The sequence below is a fragment of the Aeromonas sp. Marseille-Q5825 genome, assembly GCF_946892685.1.
GTDB lineage: Bacteria > Pseudomonadota > Gammaproteobacteria > Enterobacterales > Aeromonadaceae > Aeromonas > Aeromonas rivipollensis.
This window is the reverse complement of record NZ_CAMPOU010000004.1, coordinates 465,721-486,749: the sequence shown is the minus strand read 5'-3', so window position 1 is coordinate 486,749 and position 21,029 is coordinate 465,721. Positions and strand designations below refer to the sequence as shown.

21 protein-coding genes are annotated in these 21,029 nt (G+C 59.7%); 9 read left to right on the top strand and 12 right to left on the bottom strand.

What is annotated here, in order from left to right:
• Positions 1 to 15: 15 nt before the first annotated feature.
• On the top strand, positions 16 to 231 hold the full coding sequence (locus OC537_RS12850; RefSeq protein ID WP_262111772.1) for a ribosome alternative rescue factor ArfA: 216 nt from the start codon (positions 16 to 18) through the stop codon (positions 229 to 231).
• Positions 232 to 327: 96 nt separating this feature from the next.
• Here the strand turns inward: OC537_RS12850 and hemW are convergent, their stop codons facing one another.
• Both hemW and rdgB read right to left on the bottom strand, forming a co-directional pair.
• Entirely contained in the window at positions 328 to 1,473 is a 1,146-nt protein-coding gene (gene hemW / locus OC537_RS12845) for a radical SAM family heme chaperone HemW (protein ID WP_262111770.1), read from the bottom strand.
• A gap of 162 nt (positions 1,474 to 1,635) precedes the next feature.
• Positions 1,636 to 2,232, bottom strand: a complete 597-nt coding sequence (gene rdgB, locus OC537_RS12840) for an RdgB/HAM1 family non-canonical purine NTP pyrophosphatase (protein ID WP_025328225.1) — start codon at positions 2,230 to 2,232, stop codon at positions 1,636 to 1,638.
• A 236-nt stretch (positions 2,233 to 2,468) separates the two neighbouring features.
• Here rdgB and OC537_RS12835 point away from each other — a divergent pair, with 236 nt between their 5' ends.
• From OC537_RS12835 to OC537_RS12825, 3 genes are all read left to right on the top strand, one after another.
• Positions 2,469 to 3,635, top strand: coding sequence for a multidrug effflux MFS transporter (locus tag OC537_RS12835; RefSeq protein ID WP_162519103.1), 1,167 nt, complete (start codon positions 2,469 to 2,471; stop codon positions 3,633 to 3,635).
• A gap of 173 nt (positions 3,636 to 3,808) precedes the next feature.
• Positions 3,809 to 4,858, top strand: coding sequence for an oxidoreductase (locus OC537_RS12830; RefSeq protein ID WP_262111766.1), 1,050 nt, complete (start codon positions 3,809 to 3,811; stop codon positions 4,856 to 4,858).
• A gap of 309 nt (positions 4,859 to 5,167) precedes the next feature.
• A complete protein-coding gene (locus OC537_RS12825; protein ID WP_025328222.1) occupies positions 5,168 to 5,401 on the top strand; it encodes a hypothetical protein in 234 nt (77 codons plus the stop codon).
• 84 nt (positions 5,402 to 5,485) lie between these two features.
• Here the strand turns inward: OC537_RS12825 and OC537_RS12820 are convergent, their stop codons facing one another.
• Together OC537_RS12820 and OC537_RS12815 are read right to left on the bottom strand one after the other, a co-directional pair.
• Entirely contained in the window at positions 5,486 to 5,941 is a 456-nt protein-coding gene (locus OC537_RS12820; RefSeq protein WP_106885852.1) for an NfeD family protein, read from the bottom strand.
• Positions 5,938 to 6,861 carry an SPFH domain-containing protein gene (locus OC537_RS12815; protein ID WP_025328220.1) on the bottom strand — a complete coding sequence of 308 codons (924 nt, stop codon included), beginning with the start codon at positions 6,859 to 6,861 and terminating at the stop codon, positions 5,938 to 5,940. The genes OC537_RS12820 and OC537_RS12815 overlap by 4 nt, the downstream gene beginning before the upstream one ends.
• A 198-nt stretch (positions 6,862 to 7,059) precedes the next feature.
• Here OC537_RS12815 and cysG point away from each other — a divergent pair, with 198 nt between their 5' ends.
• The 5 genes from cysG (at position 7,060) to cysC (ending at position 13,428) form a co-directional block, all read left to right on the top strand.
• The gene (gene cysG, locus OC537_RS12810; RefSeq protein ID WP_262111761.1) at positions 7,060 to 8,490 is read left to right on the top strand and encodes a siroheme synthase CysG; all 1,431 of its coding nucleotides are present in this window, start codon (positions 7,060 to 7,062) and stop codon (positions 8,488 to 8,490) included.
• 108 nt (positions 8,491 to 8,598) lie between these two features.
• Entirely contained in the window at positions 8,599 to 9,507 is a 909-nt protein-coding gene (gene cysD, locus OC537_RS12805) for a sulfate adenylyltransferase subunit CysD (protein ID WP_139745786.1), read from the top strand.
• A gap of 11 nt (positions 9,508 to 9,518) precedes the next feature.
• Positions 9,519 to 10,946, top strand: coding sequence for a sulfate adenylyltransferase subunit CysN (cysN, locus tag OC537_RS12800; RefSeq protein WP_262111759.1), 1,428 nt, complete (start codon positions 9,519 to 9,521; stop codon positions 10,944 to 10,946).
• Between the two features lie 4 nt (positions 10,947 to 10,950).
• Positions 10,951 to 12,675, top strand: coding sequence for an SLC13 family permease (locus tag OC537_RS12795; protein ID WP_163137670.1), 1,725 nt, complete (start codon positions 10,951 to 10,953; stop codon positions 12,673 to 12,675).
• A gap of 159 nt (positions 12,676 to 12,834) precedes the next feature.
• A complete protein-coding gene (cysC, locus tag OC537_RS12790; RefSeq protein WP_262111756.1) occupies positions 12,835 to 13,428 on the top strand; it encodes an adenylyl-sulfate kinase in 594 nt (197 codons plus the stop codon).
• A gap of 212 nt (positions 13,429 to 13,640) precedes the next feature.
• On the opposite strand, the gene OC537_RS12785 is transcribed toward cysC, so the two are convergent.
• The 8 genes from OC537_RS12785 to OC537_RS12750 all read right to left on the bottom strand — a co-directional run bounded on the left by OC537_RS12785 (position 13,641) and on the right by OC537_RS12750 (position 21,028).
• Positions 13,641 to 14,273, bottom strand: coding sequence for a hypothetical protein (locus tag OC537_RS12785; RefSeq protein ID WP_262111754.1), 633 nt, complete (start codon positions 14,271 to 14,273; stop codon positions 13,641 to 13,643).
• A gap of 150 nt (positions 14,274 to 14,423) precedes the next feature.
• Positions 14,424 to 16,085, bottom strand: a complete 1,662-nt coding sequence (locus OC537_RS12780) for a hypothetical protein (protein ID WP_262111752.1) — start codon at positions 16,083 to 16,085, stop codon at positions 14,424 to 14,426.
• Positions 16,086 to 16,624: 539 nt separating this feature from the next.
• Entirely contained in the window at positions 16,625 to 17,473 is an 849-nt protein-coding gene (locus OC537_RS12775) for a TIGR03899 family protein (protein WP_106885858.1), read from the bottom strand.
• Between the two features lie 137 nt (positions 17,474 to 17,610).
• Positions 17,611 to 18,084, bottom strand: a complete 474-nt coding sequence (locus tag OC537_RS12770) for a DUF3299 domain-containing protein (RefSeq protein ID WP_025328211.1) — start codon at positions 18,082 to 18,084, stop codon at positions 17,611 to 17,613.
• Between the two features lie 33 nt (positions 18,085 to 18,117).
• Positions 18,118 to 19,365 (bottom strand): ABC transporter permease, encoded by a 1,248-nt coding sequence (locus OC537_RS12765; protein WP_262111748.1) that lies wholly within the window; start codon positions 19,363 to 19,365, stop codon positions 18,118 to 18,120.
• A 79-nt stretch (positions 19,366 to 19,444) separates the two neighbouring features.
• Positions 19,445 to 20,131, bottom strand: coding sequence for an ABC transporter ATP-binding protein (locus tag OC537_RS12760; protein ID WP_163155865.1), 687 nt, complete (start codon positions 20,129 to 20,131; stop codon positions 19,445 to 19,447).
• 4 nt (positions 20,132 to 20,135) lie between these two features.
• Entirely contained in the window at positions 20,136 to 20,702 is a 567-nt protein-coding gene (locus OC537_RS12755; protein ID WP_262111744.1) for a DUF2796 domain-containing protein, read from the bottom strand.
• Between the two features lie 35 nt (positions 20,703 to 20,737).
• Positions 20,738 to 21,028, bottom strand: coding sequence for a hypothetical protein (locus tag OC537_RS12750; protein WP_316044155.1), 291 nt, complete (start codon positions 21,026 to 21,028; stop codon positions 20,738 to 20,740).
• Position 21,029: the final 1 nt, after the last annotated feature.

Below are 21,029 nucleotides of genomic sequence, written 5' to 3'. Positions count from 1 at the left end.
CAGACAGGAGCCAGTATGGCCAAGAAGAAGCGGGTCGATATCATCGATCAGGCCCACGATCATGGGCGGGGCGTCATCCAGGACAATCACCTCAAGGCATTGGTGACCTCGCCACTGTTCCAGGCCAGGGTCGAACCAAGCAAGAAGGGCAAGGGGAGCTACCAGCGCAAGGCCAAGCACGGCCAGCGGTGGGAGCCCGGTCAACAGCGGATGGTACGCGTCTGCTGCTGAGCGGGTTTCTGCCGCGAGGCATGACTGAAACAGAGAGGGTGCCATGGGCACCCTCTCTGTTTTGGCGGTGAAGCCAGACCTTGATGCCCCGTCGGGCTATTCGTCCATAAAGAGCTCGAGCAGCACGTTCAGGTAGCGATGGCCGAGGGACGTCAGCTGCCAGCACTCTCCCAAGTCTTCAATCAGCTCCTTGGTCTGGGCAACCGCCAGCATGGTCTCCACCCGCTCCAGCGGCAGCCCGGTATAGGCCTCGAACTCCGCCTTGGGGGCGGGCTCGAACAACCTGAACCGGTTCATGAAGTACTCCAGCGGCAGATCGTCCGCGCTCACCTGCCACTGGCTGTCCAGATAGGGGCGGGCAGGGTCCAGATAACCCTTGGGGTGCTTCACCTTGGCGGTGCGCAGGATCTGCTGGTTCGCGAGATCCGTCACCTTGCCGTGGGCGCCGCAGCCTATGCCCAGATAGTCGCCAAAGCGCCAGTAGTTGAGGTTGTGGCGGCACTGATAGCCCGCCTTGGCGTAGGCCGAGATCTCGTACTGCTGATAACCCTGGGCGGTGAGCATGGCGTGACCCTGCTCGTAGATGTCCCACAGTGTGTCATCCTCCGGCAGTTTGGGCGGCTTGGAGGCGAACGCCGTGTTCGGCTCTATGGTGAGCTGATACCAGGAGAGATGGGGCGGCGCGCAGTCCATGGCCTGTTGCAGATCATAGAGGGCGTCCTCCAGGCTCTGATCCGGCAGGCCGTGCATCAGATCCAGGTTGAAAGTGGGCAGCTTGATGGCATGGGCCAGTTCGGCGGCCTTGCGTGCCTCCTCCGGGCCGTGGATGCGGCCGAGGCGGGTCAGCTTCTCCTGCTGGAAGCTCTGCACCCCGATGGAGATGCGGTTGATGCCGGCGCGCTGGAAGCCGGCGAACTTGTCCGCCTCAACCGTGCCCGGGTTGGCCTCCATGGTGATCTCGCAATCCGGGGTCAGGGCGATGCGGGCGCGCACCCCGTCCAGCAGCGCCTGCATGGCTTCCACGGAGAGCAGACTCGGCGTACCGCCGCCGATAAAGATGGAGGAGAGCGGGCGCCCCTGGGCCCAGTGCAGATCCTGGCTCAGATCCTCCAGCAGGGCGGCCACGTACTCCAGGTGGGGCAGCTCCCCCTTCTGGGCGTGGGAGTTGAAGTCGCAGTAGGGGCACTTCTGGACGCACCAGGGCACATGGATATAGAGGGAGAGGGGCGGCAGTTGCAGCATGGGGTTTCCAATAATCAAAAATCAAAACGGGGGCCTGGCTGGCTCCCCATGGTCAATGAGGGCCTGCGCTCGTTGAGCCGGGAGGCCATAAGCAACACGGGGGCCGACGGCCCCCATTGTAGATGAAATGCGTGCCGGCGTATCCCGGAGCCCGGTCGGGTCTCAGTGCGCCGCGGCCAATGCGGCCTTGAGCTTGGCCAGGGCCTGGCCACGGTGACTGAGCTGGTTTTTGAGCTCAGCCGGCATCTGGGCCGAGGTGCAGTCGTGATCCGGCACGAAGAACACGGGATCATAGCCAAAGCCGTGCTGACCACGGGGCTCGTCGATGATCATCCCCTCCCAGCTCGCCTGGCAGATGATGGGGGTGGGATCGTCGGCGTGGCGCATATAGACCAGCACGCACCAGAAGCGGGCGCTCTTGAGGTAGTCGGGGGCACCTTGCAGCTCGGCCAGCAGCTTGTCGATGTTCTCCTTGTCGCTGGCACCGGCACCGGCAAAGCGGGCGGAGTAGACGCCGGGGCGACCGTGCAGCAGGTCCACTTCGAGGCCTGAGTCGTCAGCGACGGCGGGCAGGCCTGTGATGCGGGCGGCGTGGCGTGCCTTGATGATGGCATTCTCGACGAAGGTGGTGCCGGTCTCGTCGGCATCGGAGACCGCAAACTCGCTCTGTGGGATCACCTGGATCTTCATATCGGCCAGCATGGCGGCCAATTCCTTCACCTTTTTCTGGTTCCCTGTTGCCAGGACAAGCTTGTTCATCGCACACCTCCGCAAAAATAATCTGCGCATTCTATGCGGGGCAGGGGTTTAGTAAAAGCGCCAATTGCCTGCAATCCGGCACCGGATGAGGGCTGCCCTGATCGTGCTGAGAGGCAGATAAAATACATCTTTCCTCATAGGAATAACCAAAGTGATTAAATACCATTTCAATTCATTACTCTGAGTCAGTAGACTCGCGCACCAATCGATTTTCCCCCTAGGGCTTGAGGTGACTGATGCCATTGATTCTTCTGCTTGTACTCCTGGTGCTGTTCAGCCCGCTGGCCATCGACATCTATCTGCCCGCCATCCCGCAGATGGCCGAGCAGCTGGGGGCCGAGGTGACCCTGATGCAAGGCACCATCACCTGGTTCCTGTTCAGCATGGGGCTGGGTCAGCTGCTGGTGGGGCCGCTCGCCGACCGCTACGGCCGCAAACCCATCGCCCTTGGCGGCGTGCTGCTCTACGGGCTGAGCGCCCTGGCCGCCGGCTTTGCCGCCAGCCTGGGCGAGCTGATGCTGGCGCGGGTGCTGCAAGGCTTCGGTGCCTGTGCCACCTCGGTCGCCGCTTTCTCGGTGGTGCGTGACAGCTATGGCCCCAAGAAGAGCGGTCAGATGATCTCCTACCTGAACGGCGCCATCTGCTTCATCCCCGCCCTGGCGCCCCTGCTCGGTGGCTGGCTCACCGCCAAGGCGGGCTGGTCGGCCAACTTCTGGTTTATGGCCGGGTACGCCGTTGTGGTCGGCAGCTGGCTGCTGTGGCGCATGCCGGAGACTCGCCCAGAGGAGACCAGCAGCAGCGGCCCGCTCATCAGCTGGTCCCGCTACAGCCCTGTGCTGCGCTCCCCGAGCTTCCTGTTCAACGCGGCGCTCTGCATGCTGGCGATGGCGGTGATCCTGGCCTATGTCACGGCGGCGCCGGTACAGCTGATGGTGAAGCTGGGGCTGGACATGAATGGCTTCAGCTACTGGTTCACCGCCAACGCGGCGCTCAACATCCTCGCCTGCTTCCTGGCGCCGCGCTTCATCGCCAGGGTGGGACCAAGACGCACACTGCGCATCGGCCTGCTGGTGTTGCTGCTGTCGGCCATCCTGCTGACGCTGACCATGCACCTGGCTCATCCGCTGGCGATGATGGGGCCCGTGTTCCTCTCCAGCATCGGCTTCGCCATGATACTGGGTGCCGCAGCCGGCATGGCGCTGGCCCCCTTCGGCCACTGCGCCGGTACCGCCGCCGCCCTGCTCGGCCTGTTCCAGATGAGCGGCTCCGGCGCCCTGGTGGGGATCACCGGATGGCTGATGCCGGATCCCCTGAGCCAGTTGGCACTGCACATGTGGCTGCTGCTGCCCCCCTTGCTGATGCTGATGACGCGGCAGGGTCGTCGCCTCTGCCTGCAGCCTTGATGCGCGGGGGCACAACCCCCGGCATTGATGGATAACGTCGCTTGCACAGGCAATAAATCCTGTGCTCTGATGAACGAAACGGGGGCTTTAGGCCCCCTTCTTTTTTGGGCGCAACCTCGCCAGGTGCCTATCATCAGGTGCCTATCATATTGGACAGTTCAGCGGAGAATCCCATGAGTCAGACAATCAACGCCGCCCTGGTGGGCTACGGCTTTGCAGGACAGACCTTCCACGCCCCCTTCCTGACCAGCACCCCGGGGCTTGCCCTGCGCTGGGTAGTGAGCCGTGATGCCGCCAAGGTGCAGGCCGAGCTGCCGGGCTGCCGCGTCGGCTCGCTGGACGAGGTACTGGCCGACAGCACTGTCGATCTGGTGGTGATAGCGACCCCCAACGATACCCATGCCCCCATCGCCCGTCAGGCACTGCTGGCGGGCAAGCACGTGGTGATCGACAAGCCGTTCGCCCTGGATCTGGCCGAAGCGCAAGCGCTCGTCGAGCTGGCCGAGAAGCAGCAGCGGCTGCTCAGCATCTTCCACAACAGACGCTGGGACGGGGACTTCCTCACGGTACGCCGACTGCTGACGGAAGGGGCGCTGGGCAAGATCGCCCAGTTTGAATCCCACTTCGATCGCTACCGCCCACAAGTGCGTCAGCGCTGGCGCGAGGCGGGCGGCCCGGGTTCCGGGCTCTGGTTCGATCTCGGTCCCCACATCCTCGACCAATCGCTGCAGCTGTTCGGTCAGCCTGACTGGATCCAGGCGGATTTGGCCACCCAGCGCCCCGGCGCCCTGAGCGATGACTACTTCCACGTGGTGCTGGGCTACGGCGCGCTTAGGGTGATACTGCACGGCAGCTGTCTGGTCTCTGCCACCATGCCGCGTTTTGTCATCCACGGCAGCGAAGGATCCTTTATCAAGTTCGGCATGGATGTGCAGGAGGAGCAGCTCAAGCTCGGCCTGCGCCCGCCCGCGGCGAACTGGGGCCTGGATCCCGAACCCGGCCAGCTCAGCCGCATGGTGGAGGGGCAGCCCTCGGTGCAGGCGGTGAGCGGGGAGGCCGGGGATTACGGCGCCTACTACCGCGGTGTTTGCGCCGCCATCAGGGGGGAGGCGAGCAACCCTGTGCCCGCTGTGGAGGCCCTGGCGGTGATGGCGCTGCTGGATCTGGCCAGAGAGAGCGACAGCCAGGGGCGGCGGCTGATTTGTCAGAAGCTGTCTGACTGAGGGCTCTTTCTCGATACCGATGACGGCTGCCGAAATGGCAATGATTGACTGACAACCGTTCTCTTGTTGGTGTTTAATCGTGCTGTTTCGCGTCAATAAAGGCGTATTGTATTAATATTTGTCGTTGCAGTAGTTCTTTTTATCTAGCCAACGAGAAAATATCATTGTGATACGCGTTTTCATTGGCCGCATATGGGGATATATTTCGCGCGCCTCCTGACTCCCGGTGGCTGGCTGTTTTACCGGGAGCGAAGACGCACAGTGATGGTCATTGACACCATCTCTCCATCTTTTTTTGAGGGTATGCACATGAACAAAGTACTGGTAGCCGGTATCCTGGGTCTGATGTTGACCGCCTGTGGTCAGAAAGAAGAAGCCGCCGCTCCGGCTGCTACTCCGGCCGCCGACGTTGCTGCAACTGTTAGCGAAGCTGCCTCTACCGTAGAGAAGGCCGCTTCCGAAGCGTCTGCTACCGTCGAGAAGGCTGCTGCTGACGTGGCCACCAAGGCAGAAGCTGCTGTGAGCGATGCCAAGGCCAACTAAGCCTGCACCTCATAAAAAAACGGGCCCGGCGGTAACGCCGGGCCCGTTTTTTTTATGGCCACTGAGGGGGCAGATACTGCCCGGTCAGGGCAACGGTTCCACCAGCAGGATATGGGAGTCGGCCCCCACCACTTTGACCCGGCTGCCCGCCGGCAGCGGCACAGGGCAGCGCACAGTCCAGACGGTGTCATCCAGATGCACCCGGCTTGTTCCCTGGCTCACCTCATCGAGCAGGGTCAGCTCCCGCCCCAGATAGCTCTGCATCCGCTCGTTGATGGGGGCGGCCGCATCGCGGCTCGAGCGGTCGCGCTTGTGCTGCCAGCGCCACCAGGCCCAGGTGGTCACCAGGGACTGCGCCGCAAACAGCAGCAGCTGGGCCTGCCAGCCGAAGGGCCAGAGCAGCAGGATCAGGCCGACTTCTAGCGCGGCTATGCCGGTCCAGAGCAGAAATCCCACCGACCCCAGCACTTCTATGGCCAGCAGCACGAAGCCGAGCCCCAGCCAGTGCCAGTGGGTCAGCCCCTCGAACAGGGCTGTCATGACTTGCCGACCTTGCCATCTTTGTTGAACAGCTCGGCCATGCCCGCCACCGAGCCAATCAGGCTGCCCGCCTCCAGCGGCATCATGATGATCTTGCTGTTGGGCCCTTCACCTATGCGGGCCAGCGCCTCTGTGTATTTCTGGGCCACGAAGTAGTTGATGGCCTGCATATCCCCCTCGGCGATCGCCTTGGAGACCATATGAGTCGCCTTGGCTTCCGCCTCGGCGGCACGCTCCCGCGCCTCGGCGGCGAGGAAGGCGGCCTGGCGTTCACCCTCGGCCTTGAGGATCTGGGACTGCTTCTCCCCTTCCGCTTTCAGGATCTTGGACTGGCGCACCCCCTCGGCTTCCAGCACCTCGGCCCGTTTCTGCCGCTCGGCCTTCATCTGGGCGTTCATGGCTTCCACCAGGGCCAGCGGCGGGCGCACATCCTTGATCTCGATCCGGGTCACCTTGATGCCCCAGGGGGCGGTGGCCGCATCCATGGTGCGCAGCAGCTTCTCGTTGATGGTGTCGCGCTGGGAGAGCATCTCGTCCAGCTCCATGGCGCCGAGCACTGTCCGCATGTTGGTCATGGTGAGATTGCGGATGGCGCTGGTGAGATCGTTGACCTCATAGGCCCCCTTTCGGGCATCCACCACCTGCACGAAGCTGATGGCGTCTATGGTGACGTTGGCGTTGTCCCGGGAGATCACCTCCTGGGCCGGGATGTCCAGCACCTGCTCCATCATGATGATCTTGTGGCCGACTCTGTCCACATAGGGGATCAGCAGGTTGAGTCCGGGGGAGAGGGTACGGGTGTAGCGACCGAAGCGCTCCACAGTCCAGTTGAAACCCTGGGGCACTATCTTGATGCCCGCGCTCAGGGTGGCCAGCACCAGGAACACGAAGATCCCCAGCACAATCAATGACTCATTCATGGTAAAGCTCCTTATGAAACACTTTCACTAGCCTAGGGTCTGGTGCGAACCACCACAAGGACATTCGCTCCCCTTTGCCACGACATGGTTTTGCTAATTACTAAAACGCATTAAAGAGCATTTTTTATTATTTTGAGGGATAAGGACTCCTGCCTATAGTCGCCCCAGATGTCGTCGTATGCCGAGGAGTGGGCCCTGATGGATTATTTACCTATGTTTGCCAGGTTGGAAGGCCGCCCGGTATTGCTGGTGGGCGGGGGCGAGGTTGCCCTGCGCAAGGCGCGCCTGCTGCTGGCGGCAGGTGCCCGGCTGACCCTGGTCTCCCCCGAGCTCGAGCCCGACTTCCATGAATTTGCCGGTCGCTTCACCCATGTGGCGGCTCGCTTCGACCCGGCCCATCTGGCCGGCCAGATCCTGGTGGTGGCTGCCACCGACAGCCTCGAGGTCAACGCCCTCGTCTATCAGAGCGCCAACCAGCTCGGGCTCTTTGTGAATGTGGTGGACGACCCCGAGCGCTCCAGCTTTATCTTCCCCTCGATCATCGACCGCTCGCCCCTGATGGTGGCCGTCTCCAGCGGCGGCAAGGCCCCTGTGCTGGTGCGCCTGCTGCGCGAGCGACTGGAGAGCCTGCTGCCCCGCCATCTGGGCGGACTGGCCGAGCTCTCGGGCCGGGTGCGGGTCAAGGCCAAGCGGGTGCTCGCTTCTCTCTCCGATCGCCGCCGCTTCTGGGAGCGGGCATTTGCTTCCAACACCCTCGCCGGTCTGATTGAGAAAGAGGATTGGCAGGGGGCAGAGGGCTGGCTCAACGAGGGGCTGGACAAGGCCCAAAGCGAAGTGGGCGAGGTGGTGCTGGTCGGTGCGGGCCCAGGGGATCCTGGCCTGCTGACCCTCAAGGCGCTGCAACAGATTCAACAAGCCGAAGTGGTGCTCTATGACCAGCTGGTCTCCCCGGAGATCCTGGACCTGGTGCGCCGTGATGCCACCCTGGTGTCGGTCGGCAAGAAGGCCGGTGCCCACAGCGTGCCCCAGGAGGAGACCAATCGTCTGCTGGTACAATACGCCAGGGCGGGCAACCGTGTGGTGCGGCTCAAGGGGGGGGATCCCTTCATGTTCGGCCGCGGCGGCGAAGAGCTGGAAGTGCTGGCAGAAGAGGGCATTCCCTTCTCGGTGGTGCCCGGCATCACGGCCGCCGCCGGCGCCACCGCCTATGCGGGCATACCGCTCACTCACCGTGACCATGCCCAGAGCGCCGTCTTCATCACAGGCCACTGCCAGAAGGAGGGCAAGGAGCCCGACTGGCAGCAGCTCGCGGCCACCAACCAGACCCTGGTCATCTACATGGGGCTGATGCGCTCCGAGCATATTCAGCAACAGCTGGTGAGCCATGGCCGAGGCCAGGGCACCCCCATCGCCATCATAGAGCGGGGTACAACCGCCCGTCAGCGGGTGCTGACCGGCACCCTGGCTGACCTGGCCGTATTGGCCGAGCAGGCGGTGAGCCCGTCGCTCATCGTCATCGGCGAGGTGGTGGCTCTGCGCAAGCAGCTCGCCTGGTTTGGCGAGCAGGGTGGCGAACAGGCCAAAACAGAGGCGAGCCGCCACGAACTGAAGCTGGTGAGCCTGGCCTGAGGGCAGGCCGCGACAGCAACCGATTTGACGGTGCGGCCAAGGCGGCACCGAACTGAACCAGAACAGCGCCACGAGCAGGCGCGATAGCAATGAACCGAGGACCCAGACATGGACCGTGAAAGACTGACACACCTGCAACAGCTGGAAGCCGAGAGCATCCACATCATCCGCGAGGTGGCCGCCGAATTTGAAAACCCGGTGATGATGTACTCCATCGGCAAGGACTCCTCCGTCATGCTGCACCTGGCCCGCAAGGCCTTCTACCCGGGCAAGATCCCCTTCCCCCTGCTGCACGTGGACACCAACTGGAAGTTCAAGGAGATGATCAAATTCCGGGACGAGACCGCCAAGAAGTACGGGCTGGATCTCATCGTCCACAAGAACCCGGACGGTCTGGCCATGGACATCAACCCCTTCGTGCATGGCAGCGGCAAGCACACCGACATCATGAAGACAGAGGGGCTCAAGCAGGCGCTCAACAAGTACGGCTTCGATGCCGCCTTCGGCGGGGCGCGCCGGGACGAGGAGAAATCCCGGGCCAAGGAGCGGGTCTACTCCTTCCGTGACAAGTCCCACCGCTGGGATCCAAAGAACCAGCGCCCCGAGCTGTGGCGTGTCTACAACAGCCAGGTCAACAAGGGGGAGAGCATCCGTGTGTTCCCGCTCTCCAACTGGACCGAGCTGGACATCTGGCAATACATCTATCTCGAGAACATCGACATAGTGCCGCTCTATTTCGCGGCCATGCGCCCCGTGGTGGAGCGCAGCGGCATCAAGATCATGGTGGATGACGAGCGCATGCCCATAGGCCCGGAAGACGAAGTGAAGCAGGAGCTGGTGCGCTTCCGCACCCTGGGCTGCTACCCGCTGACCGGGGCCATCGAATCCAATGCCACCACCTTGCCCGAGATCATCGAAGAGATGCTGCTCACCACCTCGAGCGAACGGCAAGGGCGGCTCATCGACCACGATCAGGCCGGCTCCATGGAGCAGAAGAAGCGTCAGGGATATTTCTAAGGAATCGCATCATGAACAACCATATTCAGACCGCCATCAGCGAACAGGGCATTGAAGCCTACCTGCACGCCCAGCAACACAAGAGCCTGCTGCGCTTTCTCACCTGCGGCAGCGTGGACGACGGCAAGAGCACCCTCATCGGCCGCCTGCTGCACGACTCCCAGCAGATCTATGAAGATCAGTTGAAGGCGCTGGAGTCCGACAGCCAGAAGCTCGGCACCACGGGCGAGAAGCTGGACCTGGCACTGCTGGTGGACGGCCTGCAGGCCGAACGCGAGCAGGGCATCACCATAGACGTGGCCTACCGCTATTTTTCTACCGCCAAGCGCAAATTTATCATCTCGGACACCCCGGGCCACGAGCAGTACACCCGCAACATGGCTACCGGCGCCTCCACCTGCGATCTGGCCATCATATTGATCGATGCCCGTAAAGGGGTGCTGGATCAGACCCGTCGCCACAGCTTTATCGCGAGCCTGCTCGGCATCAAGCAGTTCGTGGTGGCGGTCAACAAGATGGACCTGGTGGAGTTCAGCCAGGAGGTGTTCGATCGCATCAGCCTGGAGTACCGCGAGTTCGCCAAGAAGCTCAGCGTCGACACCATCCACATAGTGCCTGTCTCGGCCCTGGACGGTGACAACGTGGTCAACCAGAGCGACAAGCTGGCCTGGTACGAAGGCGAGACTCTGCTCTCCCTGCTGGAGTCTGCCGAGGTGGAGCGCGAGCTGGAACGCCACCCGGTGCGCCTGCCGGTGCAGTACGTGAACCGCCCCAACCTGGATTTTCGCGGCTTCGCGGGCACCCTGGCCTCCGGCATCCTGAGGGTCGGCGACCGGCTTGCTGTGCTGCCGTCCGGCAAGGAGAGCACTGTGACCCGCATCGTCACCTTTGACGGGGATCTGGAGTACGCCCTGCCGGGTCAGGCCATCACGGTCACCTTCGCGGACGAGATCGACATCAGCCGGGGCGACCTGCTGGTGGATGCGGCGAAAAAGCCCCAGGTGACCCAGAACGTGCTGGCTCACATCGTCTGGATGGGGGAGGAGTCCCTGCAACCGGGCCGGGTCTACGACGTCAAGCTGGCCACCAAGAAGAGCCGTGGCCAGGTGGAGGCCATTCGCCATCGCATCGAGATCAACAAGCTGGACGAGCTGCCGGCCGCCGAGCTCAAGCTCAACGAGATCGGCCTGTGCGAATTCAGCCTGACCGACCCGGTGGCGTTCGACCCCTATGCGGATATCCGCGACACCGGCAGCTTCATCCTGATCGACCGGCTGACCAACGTCACAGTGGGCGCGGGCATGATAGTGGAAGGGCTGGCCGCAAAAGCGGTGGCAGGGCAGTACAGCGAGTTCGAGATCGAGCTCAACGCCCTGGTGCGCAAGCATTTCCCGCACTGGCAGGCGCTGACCATCAGCAACGATTCCGGCAAGGAGTAAGCCCATGACCTGGCAACAATCCCTGGTGCTGGGTCTGCTGGCTGCCCTCGTCGCCCTGCTGATCCAGGGCAAACTCCGGCCGGCGCTGCTCTTCTCGGGCGCCGTGCTCATCACCTATCTGAGCGGCCTGGCGGACATCAACGCCGTGGTGGCGGGCTACACCAACAGCGCCCTGCTGACCCTGGTGTTGCTGCTGCTGGTGTCGCTCGCGGTGGAGAAGACCCGGATCATGAGCTGGTTCGCCAACCTGGTGGGCACCGGCTCCTTCAACAAGGTGCTGGTCAAGGTGTGGTTCTCCACCGCCTTCCTGTCGGCCTTCGTCAACAACACCGCCGTGGTGGCCTCCATGCTGGGGGCGGTCAAGCGCAACCCTAACCATGCCCCCTCCCGGCTGCTGCTACCCATGTGCTTCGCCGCCACCTTCGGCGGCGTGCTGACCCTGATCGGCACCTCCACCAACCTCATCGTCAACAGCTTCCTCATCAAGATGGGGGCGCCGCCGCTCGGCATGTTCGACTTCTTCATGGTGGGGGCGGGAACCCTGCTGACCGGCCTGGTGGCCGTGCTGCTGTTTGCCCGCCACCTGCCGGAGCAGGACACAGAGATGAGCCGTGAGTCCGGCTACTTTCTCGAGGCCAAGGTGGGGGCCGGTTCCCCCATGGCCGGGCGCAGCGTCAAGGAGAACGGCCTGCGCAGCCTGAAAAGCCTCTATCTTGCCGAGATCATTCGCGGGAATCAGGTGATCTGCCCGGTGCAGCCGGAACACGAGCTGCACGAGGGGGACATGCTGCTGTTTTGCGGCGACGTGGAGAGCGTCGGCGTGCTGCAGGAGCTCAAGGGGCTGGATCTCTACGGCCAGCACCGCCTCAACGGCCAGCACCTGGTGGAGGTGATCGTCAGCCACAGCTCGCGGCTGGTGGGGCAATCCATCAAGGATGCGGAGTTTCGCACCCACTTCGATGCGGTGGTGCTGGCGGTGCGCCGGGGCGAGACCCAGCTCACCGGCGGTCTCGGCCAGATTGAGCTGCATGCGGGCGACACCCTGCTGCTGGCGCCGGGCCCCAAGTTTGCGGGCAACAAGTCCCTCTCCCGGGAGTTCGTGGTGGTGAGCGGGCTCGAAGCCTCCACCCGGCTCGATGGCAAGCGCAGCGCCGCCGTGGTGCTGGGCTTTCTCGGGGTGCTGGCACTGTCGGTGTTCGATCTGGTGCCGCTGTTCAAGGGGTTGTTGGTGATGCTGGTGGTGCTGCTCTTTTCCCGCATCCTGACTCTGGACGAGATCCGCCGCCGCTTTCCGCTGGACATCTGGCTGGTGGTGGGCGGGGCGCTGGCCATCGCCGATCAGCTGGAGAAGAGCGGCCTGGCCAGGTTGATTGCCGACTGGCTGATGGGGGAGTTCAACGGCTCCAGCCCCCTCATCGCCTTTATCGGCATCTATCTGTTTACCCTGGTGCTGACCGAGCTGATGAGCAACAACGCTGCCGCGGCCCTGGCCTTCCCCATGGGCTACCAGCTGGCGCTCAGCATGGATGTCTCCACCATGCCGTTCATTCTGGCGGTGCTGTTCGGGGCCAGCTCCAGTTTTATACTGCCCTACGGCTACCAGACCAACCTGATGGTCTATGCGGCGGGCAACTACAAGATGCCGGACTACCTCAAGCTGGCGGTGCCTGTCTCCCTGGCCTACAGCCTGGGGGTGATAGTCATGGTGCCCCTGCTGTTTCCGTTTTAAGGCGCAACCCTCTTCGTTTTGGGGCCCTGATGCCTCGCAAGGAGTTTGAATGAGCAATACCATGGCATCAGCACGTTGTCGGCTGACAGTCCGAGTCGGCTCCCCGTGGTTGCGGACAGTTTCAGTTTTGAGGCGTGAGCGCCAATCAAGGAGTGTTGGATGAGCAATATCGTGTGGCACGACCATGCCGTCGACAAAGAGAGCAGGGCCGAGCTGAAGGGACAGAAGCCCCTGGTAATCTGGTTTACCGGGCTCTCCGGGGCGGGCAAGTCCACCCTGGCGGGAGCACTGGAGCAGGCGCTGGCCGCGCAAGGCAAGCACACCTATCTGCTGGATGGGGACAATGTGCGCCACGGCCTGTGCGGGGATCTCGGCTTCGACGATGCCGCTCGTCAGGAGAACATCCGCCGGGTCGGCGAAGTGGCAAAACTCATGGTGGATGCGGGCCTTATCGTGCTCACCGCCTTTATCTCGCCGTTTCGTGCCGAGCGGGAACTGGTGCGAAACCTTCTAGGCGCCGACGAGTTTGTCGAGGTGTTTGTGGATGCTCCCCTTAGCGTGTGCGAAGAGCGCGACCCCAAGGGGCTCTACAAGAAGGCACGGGCAGGGGAGATCCGCAACTTTACCGGCATCGACTCGGCCTACGAGGCACCGGAGCAGCCGGAAATCCATCTGCTGAACGCCGGCAAGCCGGTGGAAGTGCTGGTGGAGGAGTTGCTGACTGCCCTGCGGCTGCGGGGGTTGATTGACTGAGGTCGATTGTTGGTACCGAGCGTAAATAAACAAGGGGCAATTGCCCCTTTGTTTATTTCCTGCCAATGATGCCCCTTGTTGTCAGTGGCTAGCGACTTAATTGGGCGTGTTATATAGTGTTCAACAGTTAATTTTCCTCTATTTAACGCCGCACTCTACGGTAAATTTGGAACGCAGCGTAAATTTGTCAGTAGCAGCGCCTCGTTAGGTGCTTACACCCACTCTGGATTAGAAGAAACTCCTTTAGAGAGCACTGCTAACCAAGGTTGTGCAATAACTTTACCTTCAATTGAATGTCGATCAACTTCATGCCCATATATTGCGTCAAACCCTAGTTTCTTTGCTGAAGTGCAGATGAGCTCAATTAAACCACGGGAAGCATTAAGTTGAACAACCACGTTTGCAGCTTCTATAGGAAGATCTAACTGCCGTGAAAGGTTTACAACCATCTGTTGAAGATGAGTCTCCAGCGTAGGATCAGAGTATGTCATTCGTAATACATCACCAGTTTTCCACCCATCATGCCAGAAATCATGTTGTATGTTTAGGGTTCTTGATGCTATCTGATGCTGCCTTAGAGACAGCCTAAGATTTTCGGATGCTGCATAGTTAGCTGTGGTATCCAGTATCTTTGAGTGGCTTGATATAGATACCTTGGCAATTCTTTTACCGGCTCCTTTGGCGAAGTTCATATCGCTTGTAAAGAAAATTGCAGTATGAGGAACGAGCAAGATTTCCCTCGGCTTGGGTGGCGGAGGTATTATCCATGTGTCAAAATATTGTTCTGTTCCATGAAACCAACACGGTAAATTAAGTTTTTTATTTAAATCGTCAGAGATCGTCATTGAACCACTGCCAGTCCTTTTTTTTAAAAAACAATTTCTATATTATTTCCTCTGCCACAAGGGCAAGAAATTTTTCGGATAATTGAAATGATTGACTTCCTTTCTAACACCTAAATCAGGTGTGCCATAGGCGTCACCTAGATTTCATTGTTAGCTTTTTTGTAATTTTTCAGAGGAACATACCTCTATGAAATAATCCAATAAATCTACTGATTTGGCTAATATACCCTCGAAAACAGAAATCAGATCTTTGCTTCCGATTTCAAATTCGATTGCAATTTTCTTGTAGTTGCTGCCTTTTCTATGAGCCGAACTACTGGAACGTAGGTTTTGAAGCTTTCTTAGGAACTCAATATGATCTTCATATCCTTCTATGGAGTTATTTTTAAAAGCAGTTTCCAGTCGAGATATCCCACCTTTTATATCTCCTCGCAAATCTTTTTCTATGAATATGTTCAATTGCTTTTCATTTAAAGAGTCTATGAGAACTTTGGTAAGGCCCAGGACGAGATCATCAAAATCACGTTGCTCGTTTGTTGATGGAATTCTTAGGCATTCAAAGTGATAAATATCTTCATCATTCAGGGGAAGCAATAGCTTCCATCCTATATTATCGCTGCTAATTTTTTGTAATTCTGAGTACTTAGATTTGAATACATGTTCTAAGCGATCTGAGTCAATAAATTGTGCCATTATTTGACGCTTGTAATAGGTTTCGCTTACACCACCCGATGGTGCAATGTTGTATGATCTCCAATGTAACTGTTCTTCATATGGAAGGTCTCTACCTAAATCACCCAACCAAACACAGACCTTGCCGTCGTGGTGATTATCTATCTGTAGTCCCCATAAGCTTGCACAGCTTAGACTCGAATCATTAACTGAATATTTACTCGGTTTTCCATAGTACTTATCCAATACTTCCTTTTTGAAATTTACAGCTGTCAGATAATTTGGTGCCTCTGGATTTGCACCAAAAAAATTGGCAAGCAAGTCAGGGTTTGAACTGTACGATAGTTCATCTCCAACCTCATCAGTGTCTATGATGAAATCGACAAACTTCTTGGGTTCTTCTTTTGTGAATCCATATAGCCCACTTTTTGATTTGGGAAATGGCTTTATAATTTTTTTACCTAGCAACCTAGAGAATACTTGATATTTACTAATGCCGCCAAAATCACCGTATGCAAGTTTCCATATATGAGATTCGCTTTCTTCAGATAATTCAATATCATCAAGAGATAGTTCCTCTTCAGAAAGTAGGGAGTGCTCTCTACAATCAAACTGTATGGATAAAAACATTTCCTTAATGGAAAGGAATTGCTTTAATTCCTTCAGTCTTATTTGTATTTTACTCGGCTCAATCTCAATAATAGTTATTTCATTGCCATTGTCATCAATTTTTACATACCTATTGTTAATGTGATCATGATAAAGGTTGTGAAATAACCTAAACTCTTCAGATATTTCCTTGTAATTAGTTTTAAAACCATGAAAATCTCTGCAAATAATTAATGGTTCAATGCCGTTGTCATTACCAAACCTGTGGTATTTAGGAGTCTCTATACCATCATCATAATATACACAAGAACCGGGTGCTCCTGATCCAATACTCAAATCCCACGTATAATTTGAGAGAACTTCTTCCTTTTGGTCTATCGGAACTAGAGCGCAGTAGATACCATAATCATGGTCTCCACTTCCATAGTCAGAGAAATAGATAGTCAACATTTCCGTTGACTTGGGTTCGTGAAGAATGTAATCAAGCATTTTTTGCTGTGATAACCGTTCATTTTCTTTTTCAATATTCATATTTGCTACAATGTTGGATTTTTGTGATGAGAGCTAACCGTGATTATATGGAAGGCGATACTAACAAGTTAGTACCGCCTTCCATATAACTTCGCTCCGCCCCGATAACCGCCGTGAAAAAGTTAATTTTAAATCAGTGTTTTACCGGAAAACCTCTGAAGCTGAGCGTGTTCGTTTGACACCCTCTTTTTGCTCAGCAATCACCACAAAATATAGAAACAGTAAGAGAGTGGGCCGTGGGAATCACCGGCAAGGCTACCGCCCCTGAATTTCAGCTTCCAGCCTGCTGCTTTTTACCTGTGGCTTAGCTCTGGTCTGGCTCATGGCTGACTTCGACGAGAGGTGTTCATGTTGACCATGTTACCGAACGGGGCTGGTGTGGGAAGCGGGAGAGGGTGGTTTTATGGGCAAGATCAAGAAATGAGTCGCGCTCACGCTTACCTTGTCATGCTCATGGGCCCGGTATCTGTGACCATACCGGGCCCATGGCCTTTGTCGGCCGCTGGGGAGTCAGGGGGAAGCCTGAGGGCCCGCCGGGATCAGCTGGGGAGATCAGGCTCGCCGGCCGGGGCAAGCATCAGGGTCTCTATCTGCAGGTTGGTGGAGAGCAGTGTCTTCAAGTCCTGCAGGTACTCCTCCAGGGGGGGCTCTTCCAGCAGCAGGGCAAGTTCGTTGCCGATGGGGGTGAGGCGGTAATAGAGCAGGGTGAGGTTGCTCTGGCGCTGGCGCAGGCGCCAGCGCTGGTTGCCGAAGGCCAGCTCGACCCCGTCCGCAGGCAGGGGGCCGGATTCCAATTCGCCGCGGTGCATCAGGCCGAGATCGCACAGCAGCAGCAGGGCGCTGTAGGGGACCCGGTATTTGCCAAGTCCCATGCGGGTGACCTTGGCGCGGCTGAGTAGGCCAGCCCCCTTGTGCATGCCCAGCAGCAGGCGCTGCTCGTCGCTGCCCTCGTAGTGGCAGGAGAGGGCGCAGATGCGCTGGAACAGCTGGGCTTCGCGCTGGGTCATCTCCTTGAGGGTGTTGAGGGCCCGGATGGAGAAGCGCCCCGGGGTCGCCACCTCCAGGGCGAAGATCCGCCCCCACAGCTGCTGCATGGGCACCATGCTGATGTCTTCGGCCAGTTGCAGGAAGCGGGTCAGCCAGTCGCTGTCCATCTCGCCGCCGGCCGCCGTCTCTTCGCAGTGGCGGGCGGCCATCACCATGATGGCTTCCAGATTGCGCTGGCGGGCGGCCTGATCCGCCAGATGGCGGAAGGTGGCACGCTGTTCGAAGGTGCTGTCGCTGTTGCGGGTCAGCATGCCGTCTATGCCGCGACTGCGGGCCAGGCGCAGGGTCTGCTCCTGGCTGCTCAGGATGGCACTCTCTTTCTTGGGGGGCAGGTCAGCCATGCTGGCTCCGTGATCGCAGGGTCTGGTGTTGAATGTTACTCCAACCTGGCCCATGAACAATCCCTCAGGCGGGGACGACGTCAGCTGGCTGTCACCGGATAAAAAAATGGCCTCCCGCAGGAGGCCATTGGCGTGGCTTACTCTTCGTAGACGCTGACCTCGACCGCCTCCATGGAGTAGGAGGCGGTCGCCATCTCGTGGCTGGAGCTGACGGTGTGCATCTTGCCCTTGACCCAGATGGCGTCCCAGAGATCGTCCACAGGTGCTCCCTTGGGGTAGCTCACGTAGATCACCTGGTTGGTGGGGGGTGGCGGCACATGGATGCAGGCGCCGAAGTAGGGCACCAGCAAGAAGGCGGTGATGGTCTTGGCATCCCCCTCCAGCGGCACCACGAAGCCGGGGATCCGCACCTCCTGATTGTCCAGCTTCTTGTTGACGCCCCCCACCGGCTGCGGCACCGACATGGGGTCTTCGTGATTGACCTGGGGCGGTGGCAGCAGCTTCTCCCCCTCCGGGATCAGCACGTCCCAGTCGATGGTCTTGTAATCGGCGGCCATGGCAGGCAGCACCAGCAGGCTGGCCAGCAGCGCCACTATCTTCCACTTCATCATCTGTCCTTCTCTATTTTGTCAGGGGCCGAGGCGTTAGACGCGGATGCTCATGCCATCGCTCAGGCTGTAGCGGTAAGCGCGGGCGGCGGGGAGCAGGCCTATCACCATGCCCGCCAGCCACACCAGCCCCAGCAGTTGCCACTCGTAGGCGCTCGGCAGCCCCAGGCTCAGTTGCAGGCCATAGTGGCTGAGCAGCCAGGGGGTGGCAAGCCCCTGGCCGAGATAGAGCACGGCCACCCCGAGGGCGATGCCGAGGGTGGTGAGCGCCATCGCCTCCAGCGCCAGCAGCAGGAAGAGGTGGGAGGGACCCGCGCCCAGGGATCTCAATATGGCGAGCTCGCGGCGCCGCTCGTTGAGCCCCGCCAGCAGGGTGGTCAGCATGCCGATGAGGCCCGCCACCACCACGAAACCGGCGATCACCGAGAGCGCCGTCTCCGCCACGCTCATCAGACTCCACAGCTCCTGCAGGGCGGCGCCGGGCAAGATGGCCATCAGCGGCTCCCTGGGATAGGTGTTGATGCTGCGCTGCAGCTGGAACGCCAGAATGCGGTTGCTCAGCCCCACCATAAAGGCGGTGATGGTTTTCGGGGTGAGATCCTGTGCCAGCGCCTGCTCCGGGGTCACATTCTTGCTGTGACGGCCGGTGTCCCAGCCGAGGTGGATCGCCTCTATCCCCGCCAGCGGCACATGTATGGTGCGATCTATCGGAGTGCCGGTCGGTGCCAGTATTCCCACCACCTTGAACGGCAGGTTGTCGTGCTGGCTGAAGGAGGTGTTGCCGGCGCCGTGGGCGATGACGATGGCTTGATCCAGCTTGTAGCCGAGCTTCTGTGCCACCTGGGCGCCAAGCACCGCCTCGAAAGGCGTCTCGAATGGCCGTCCTTCGCGCAGTTGCAACGACTGCTGCTGGCCGTACTTCAGATGGGTGAAGTAGTCGCCGTTGGTGCCGAGCACCCTGAACCCCTTGTGGGAGTCACCGAGGGAGAGGGGAATGGTCCAGGCGACGCCAGGCTTTGTCTTGATGGCCTGATAGGAGTCCCAGCCCACGTTGTTGGTGGGGTTGCCGATGCGAAACACCGAGTAGAGCAGCAGGTTCACCTGACCGGAGCGGGCGCCGACGATGAGATCGGTACCCGAGACAGTGTTGGAGAAACTCTCCCGGGCTTGCATTCGCACCCGCTCCACTCCGAGCAGCAGGGTGACGCTGATGGCAACGGCCAGCAGGGTAAGCCCGGCGGTGAGACGGCGGGCCCAGAGACTTTGCAGGGCAAGTTTCAGCATGATGCCCTCCGTTTTTTAGCTTGTGATCTACCCAACCCGACGAGGCTGGCCGGGCAGAGGCGCTGGTTTGTGGCTGTCATCATGCGGCCCTCCGGTTGAGCAGTTGCAGGTTCTCCACCCGGGGGAACAGCGGCTCCAGATAGGGGTCGTGACTCACGAAGACGAGGGTCGAGCCCTGCTTGTCGCACTCCTCGAACAACAGCTTGATAAAGGCGGCCCTGTTGTCGGTATCCAGGGCCGAGGTGGGTTCGTCGGCGATCACCAGGGGCGGTGAGCCGATCAGCGCCCGGGCGGCGGCGACCCGCTGCTGCTGGCCGATGCTGAGGGCGTGAACGGGACGATGCAGCGCCTCGTCCGGCAGTTGCAGCTCCCCTAGCAGGCGGCGCGCCTCCTGTTCCGGGCTCCCCTGCAAGCGGGCGCGCTTCTCGGGGGAGAAGGTGAGGGCGGCGGTGACGTTGTCCAGCACCGAGAGAAAGGGCAGCAGATTGAACTGCTGGAAGATGTACCCCAGATTGGCCGCTCGGAAGTGGTCACGGGCACGGCCGGAGAGCCGGGCCAGCGGTTGGCCCAGCACCTCCAGGGTGCCGTGGTTGGCGGTCTGGATCCCGGCCAGCAAGCCGAGCAGGGTGGATTTGCCAGAGCCCGACGGCCCCTTGATAAACACCCGTTCCCCCTCGCTGATGCGCAGGGCGGGCAGATCGAGTACAGCCTCGCCACCTGGCCAGGCAAAGGCCAGATCGCGGATCTCAACCACGGCGTTTTTCATGGCGTTACCAGCTCAGCTTGTTGGCGGACGGGGTCAACTCGGCTGCGGTCTGACCGGTGGGCAGTATCCCCTGCACGCTCAGCTTCTCAAGGCTTGGATAGAGGCTGAACAGGGTCGCCTCAAGGCCATTGAGCTTGGCCGGGGTGGCGCAGGTGTAGGTATACATGGCTTCGAGATCGGCGTGACCCGCTTCGTCATGATGGTGTTCATGCTCGTCGCTGGCAGCCTTGTCATGGTCATGGTCGTGATCCTCTTTGGCGGCTTGCAGCGCCTGCTGGGTCAGTTTGCAGCCGGCGGCCGGGTCCAGGCGGAACAGGGCGTCAGGCTGCTGGAGGCGGGCGACTGCCTTGGCGTATTGCGCCTTCTCTTCATCGCTCTTGGCGGCGTGCTCGAAACCCACCAGATCGGCGGCGGGTGCCTGCAACTCGATCATCAGCTGGTTGCCATCGACCACCAGATTGAGGTGGCCGTGGCCATGCTCGTGGGCGCCATGGCTGTGACTTTCGTGTTCGTCGTGATTTGCCTGGGCGCCAAAGGCGGCTGCGGCCAGCAACAGGGTGACTGCTTTCATCGTTAATCCTTTTGAAAAATTGATAAGAAACTGATTCAACGGAAGAAACAATGAAGGTGTGGCGGGGCTCTGATGCGGCATTGGCCTGCTGTGGTGGGGGTGACATTCGGCAGGGGGGCGCCGATAAACAGCGCTATGGCAGAGGACGGAGTGGGGACAAAGGGGGTCGGGGTCAGTGCCAGCTTGCCATCCAGATGCAGGGCGCAGAGGGTGCAGGCATGGCTATGGTCGGGCAGGTCGGCTTCAAGCGGGTGCTGTGCCAGCGCCGGTTGCATCCACAACCAGCCCAGCAGCAACACCCAGATTGTCAACGTGGAACGACCCATA

Coding starts and splice junctions, on each gene's coding strand:
- cysD (WP_139745786.1), top strand. CDS start 8,599: ATGGACCGTGAAAGACTGACACACCTGCAACAGCTGGAAGCCGAGAGC.
- OC537_RS12830 (WP_262111766.1), top strand. CDS start 3,809: ATGAGTCAGACAATCAACGCCGCCCTGGTGGGCTACGGCTTTGCAGGA.
- OC537_RS12765 (WP_262111748.1), bottom strand. CDS start 19,365: ATGCTGAAACTTGCCCTGCAAAGTCTCTGGGCCCGCCGTCTCACCGCC.
- OC537_RS12825 (WP_025328222.1), top strand. CDS start 5,168: ATGAACAAAGTACTGGTAGCCGGTATCCTGGGTCTGATGTTGACCGCC.
- OC537_RS12850 (WP_262111772.1), top strand. CDS start 16: ATGGCCAAGAAGAAGCGGGTCGATATCATCGATCAGGCCCACGATCAT.
- OC537_RS12785 (WP_262111754.1), bottom strand. CDS start 14,273: ATGACGATCTCTGACGATTTAAATAAAAAACTTAATTTACCGTGTTGG.
- OC537_RS12755 (WP_262111744.1), bottom strand. CDS start 20,702: ATGAAAGCAGTCACCCTGTTGCTGGCCGCAGCCGCCTTTGGCGCCCAG.
- OC537_RS12780 (WP_262111752.1), bottom strand. CDS start 16,085: ATGAATATTGAAAAAGAAAATGAACGGTTATCACAGCAAAAAATGCTT.
- OC537_RS12775 (WP_106885858.1), bottom strand. CDS start 17,473: ATGGCTGACCTGCCCCCCAAGAAAGAGAGTGCCATCCTGAGCAGCCAG.
- cysC (WP_262111756.1), top strand. CDS start 12,835: ATGAGCAATATCGTGTGGCACGACCATGCCGTCGACAAAGAGAGCAGG.
- OC537_RS12750 (WP_316044155.1), bottom strand. CDS start 21,028: ATGGGTCGTTCCACGTTGACAATCTGGGTGTTGCTGCTGGGCTGGTTG.
- OC537_RS12760 (WP_163155865.1), bottom strand. CDS start 20,131: ATGAAAAACGCCGTGGTTGAGATCCGCGATCTGGCCTTTGCCTGGCCA.
- OC537_RS12795 (WP_163137670.1), top strand. CDS start 10,951: ATGACCTGGCAACAATCCCTGGTGCTGGGTCTGCTGGCTGCCCTCGTC.
- OC537_RS12770 (WP_025328211.1), bottom strand. CDS start 18,084: ATGATGAAGTGGAAGATAGTGGCGCTGCTGGCCAGCCTGCTGGTGCTG.
- OC537_RS12835 (WP_162519103.1), top strand. CDS start 2,469: ATGCCATTGATTCTTCTGCTTGTACTCCTGGTGCTGTTCAGCCCGCTG.
- cysN (WP_262111759.1), top strand. CDS start 9,519: ATGAACAACCATATTCAGACCGCCATCAGCGAACAGGGCATTGAAGCC.
- OC537_RS12815 (WP_025328220.1), bottom strand. CDS start 6,861: ATGAATGAGTCATTGATTGTGCTGGGGATCTTCGTGTTCCTGGTGCTG.
- OC537_RS12820 (WP_106885852.1), bottom strand. CDS start 5,941: ATGACAGCCCTGTTCGAGGGGCTGACCCACTGGCACTGGCTGGGGCTC.
- rdgB (WP_025328225.1), bottom strand. CDS start 2,232: ATGAACAAGCTTGTCCTGGCAACAGGGAACCAGAAAAAGGTGAAGGAA.
- cysG (WP_262111761.1), top strand. CDS start 7,060: ATGGATTATTTACCTATGTTTGCCAGGTTGGAAGGCCGCCCGGTATTG.
- hemW (WP_262111770.1), bottom strand. CDS start 1,473: ATGCTGCAACTGCCGCCCCTCTCCCTCTATATCCATGTGCCCTGGTGC.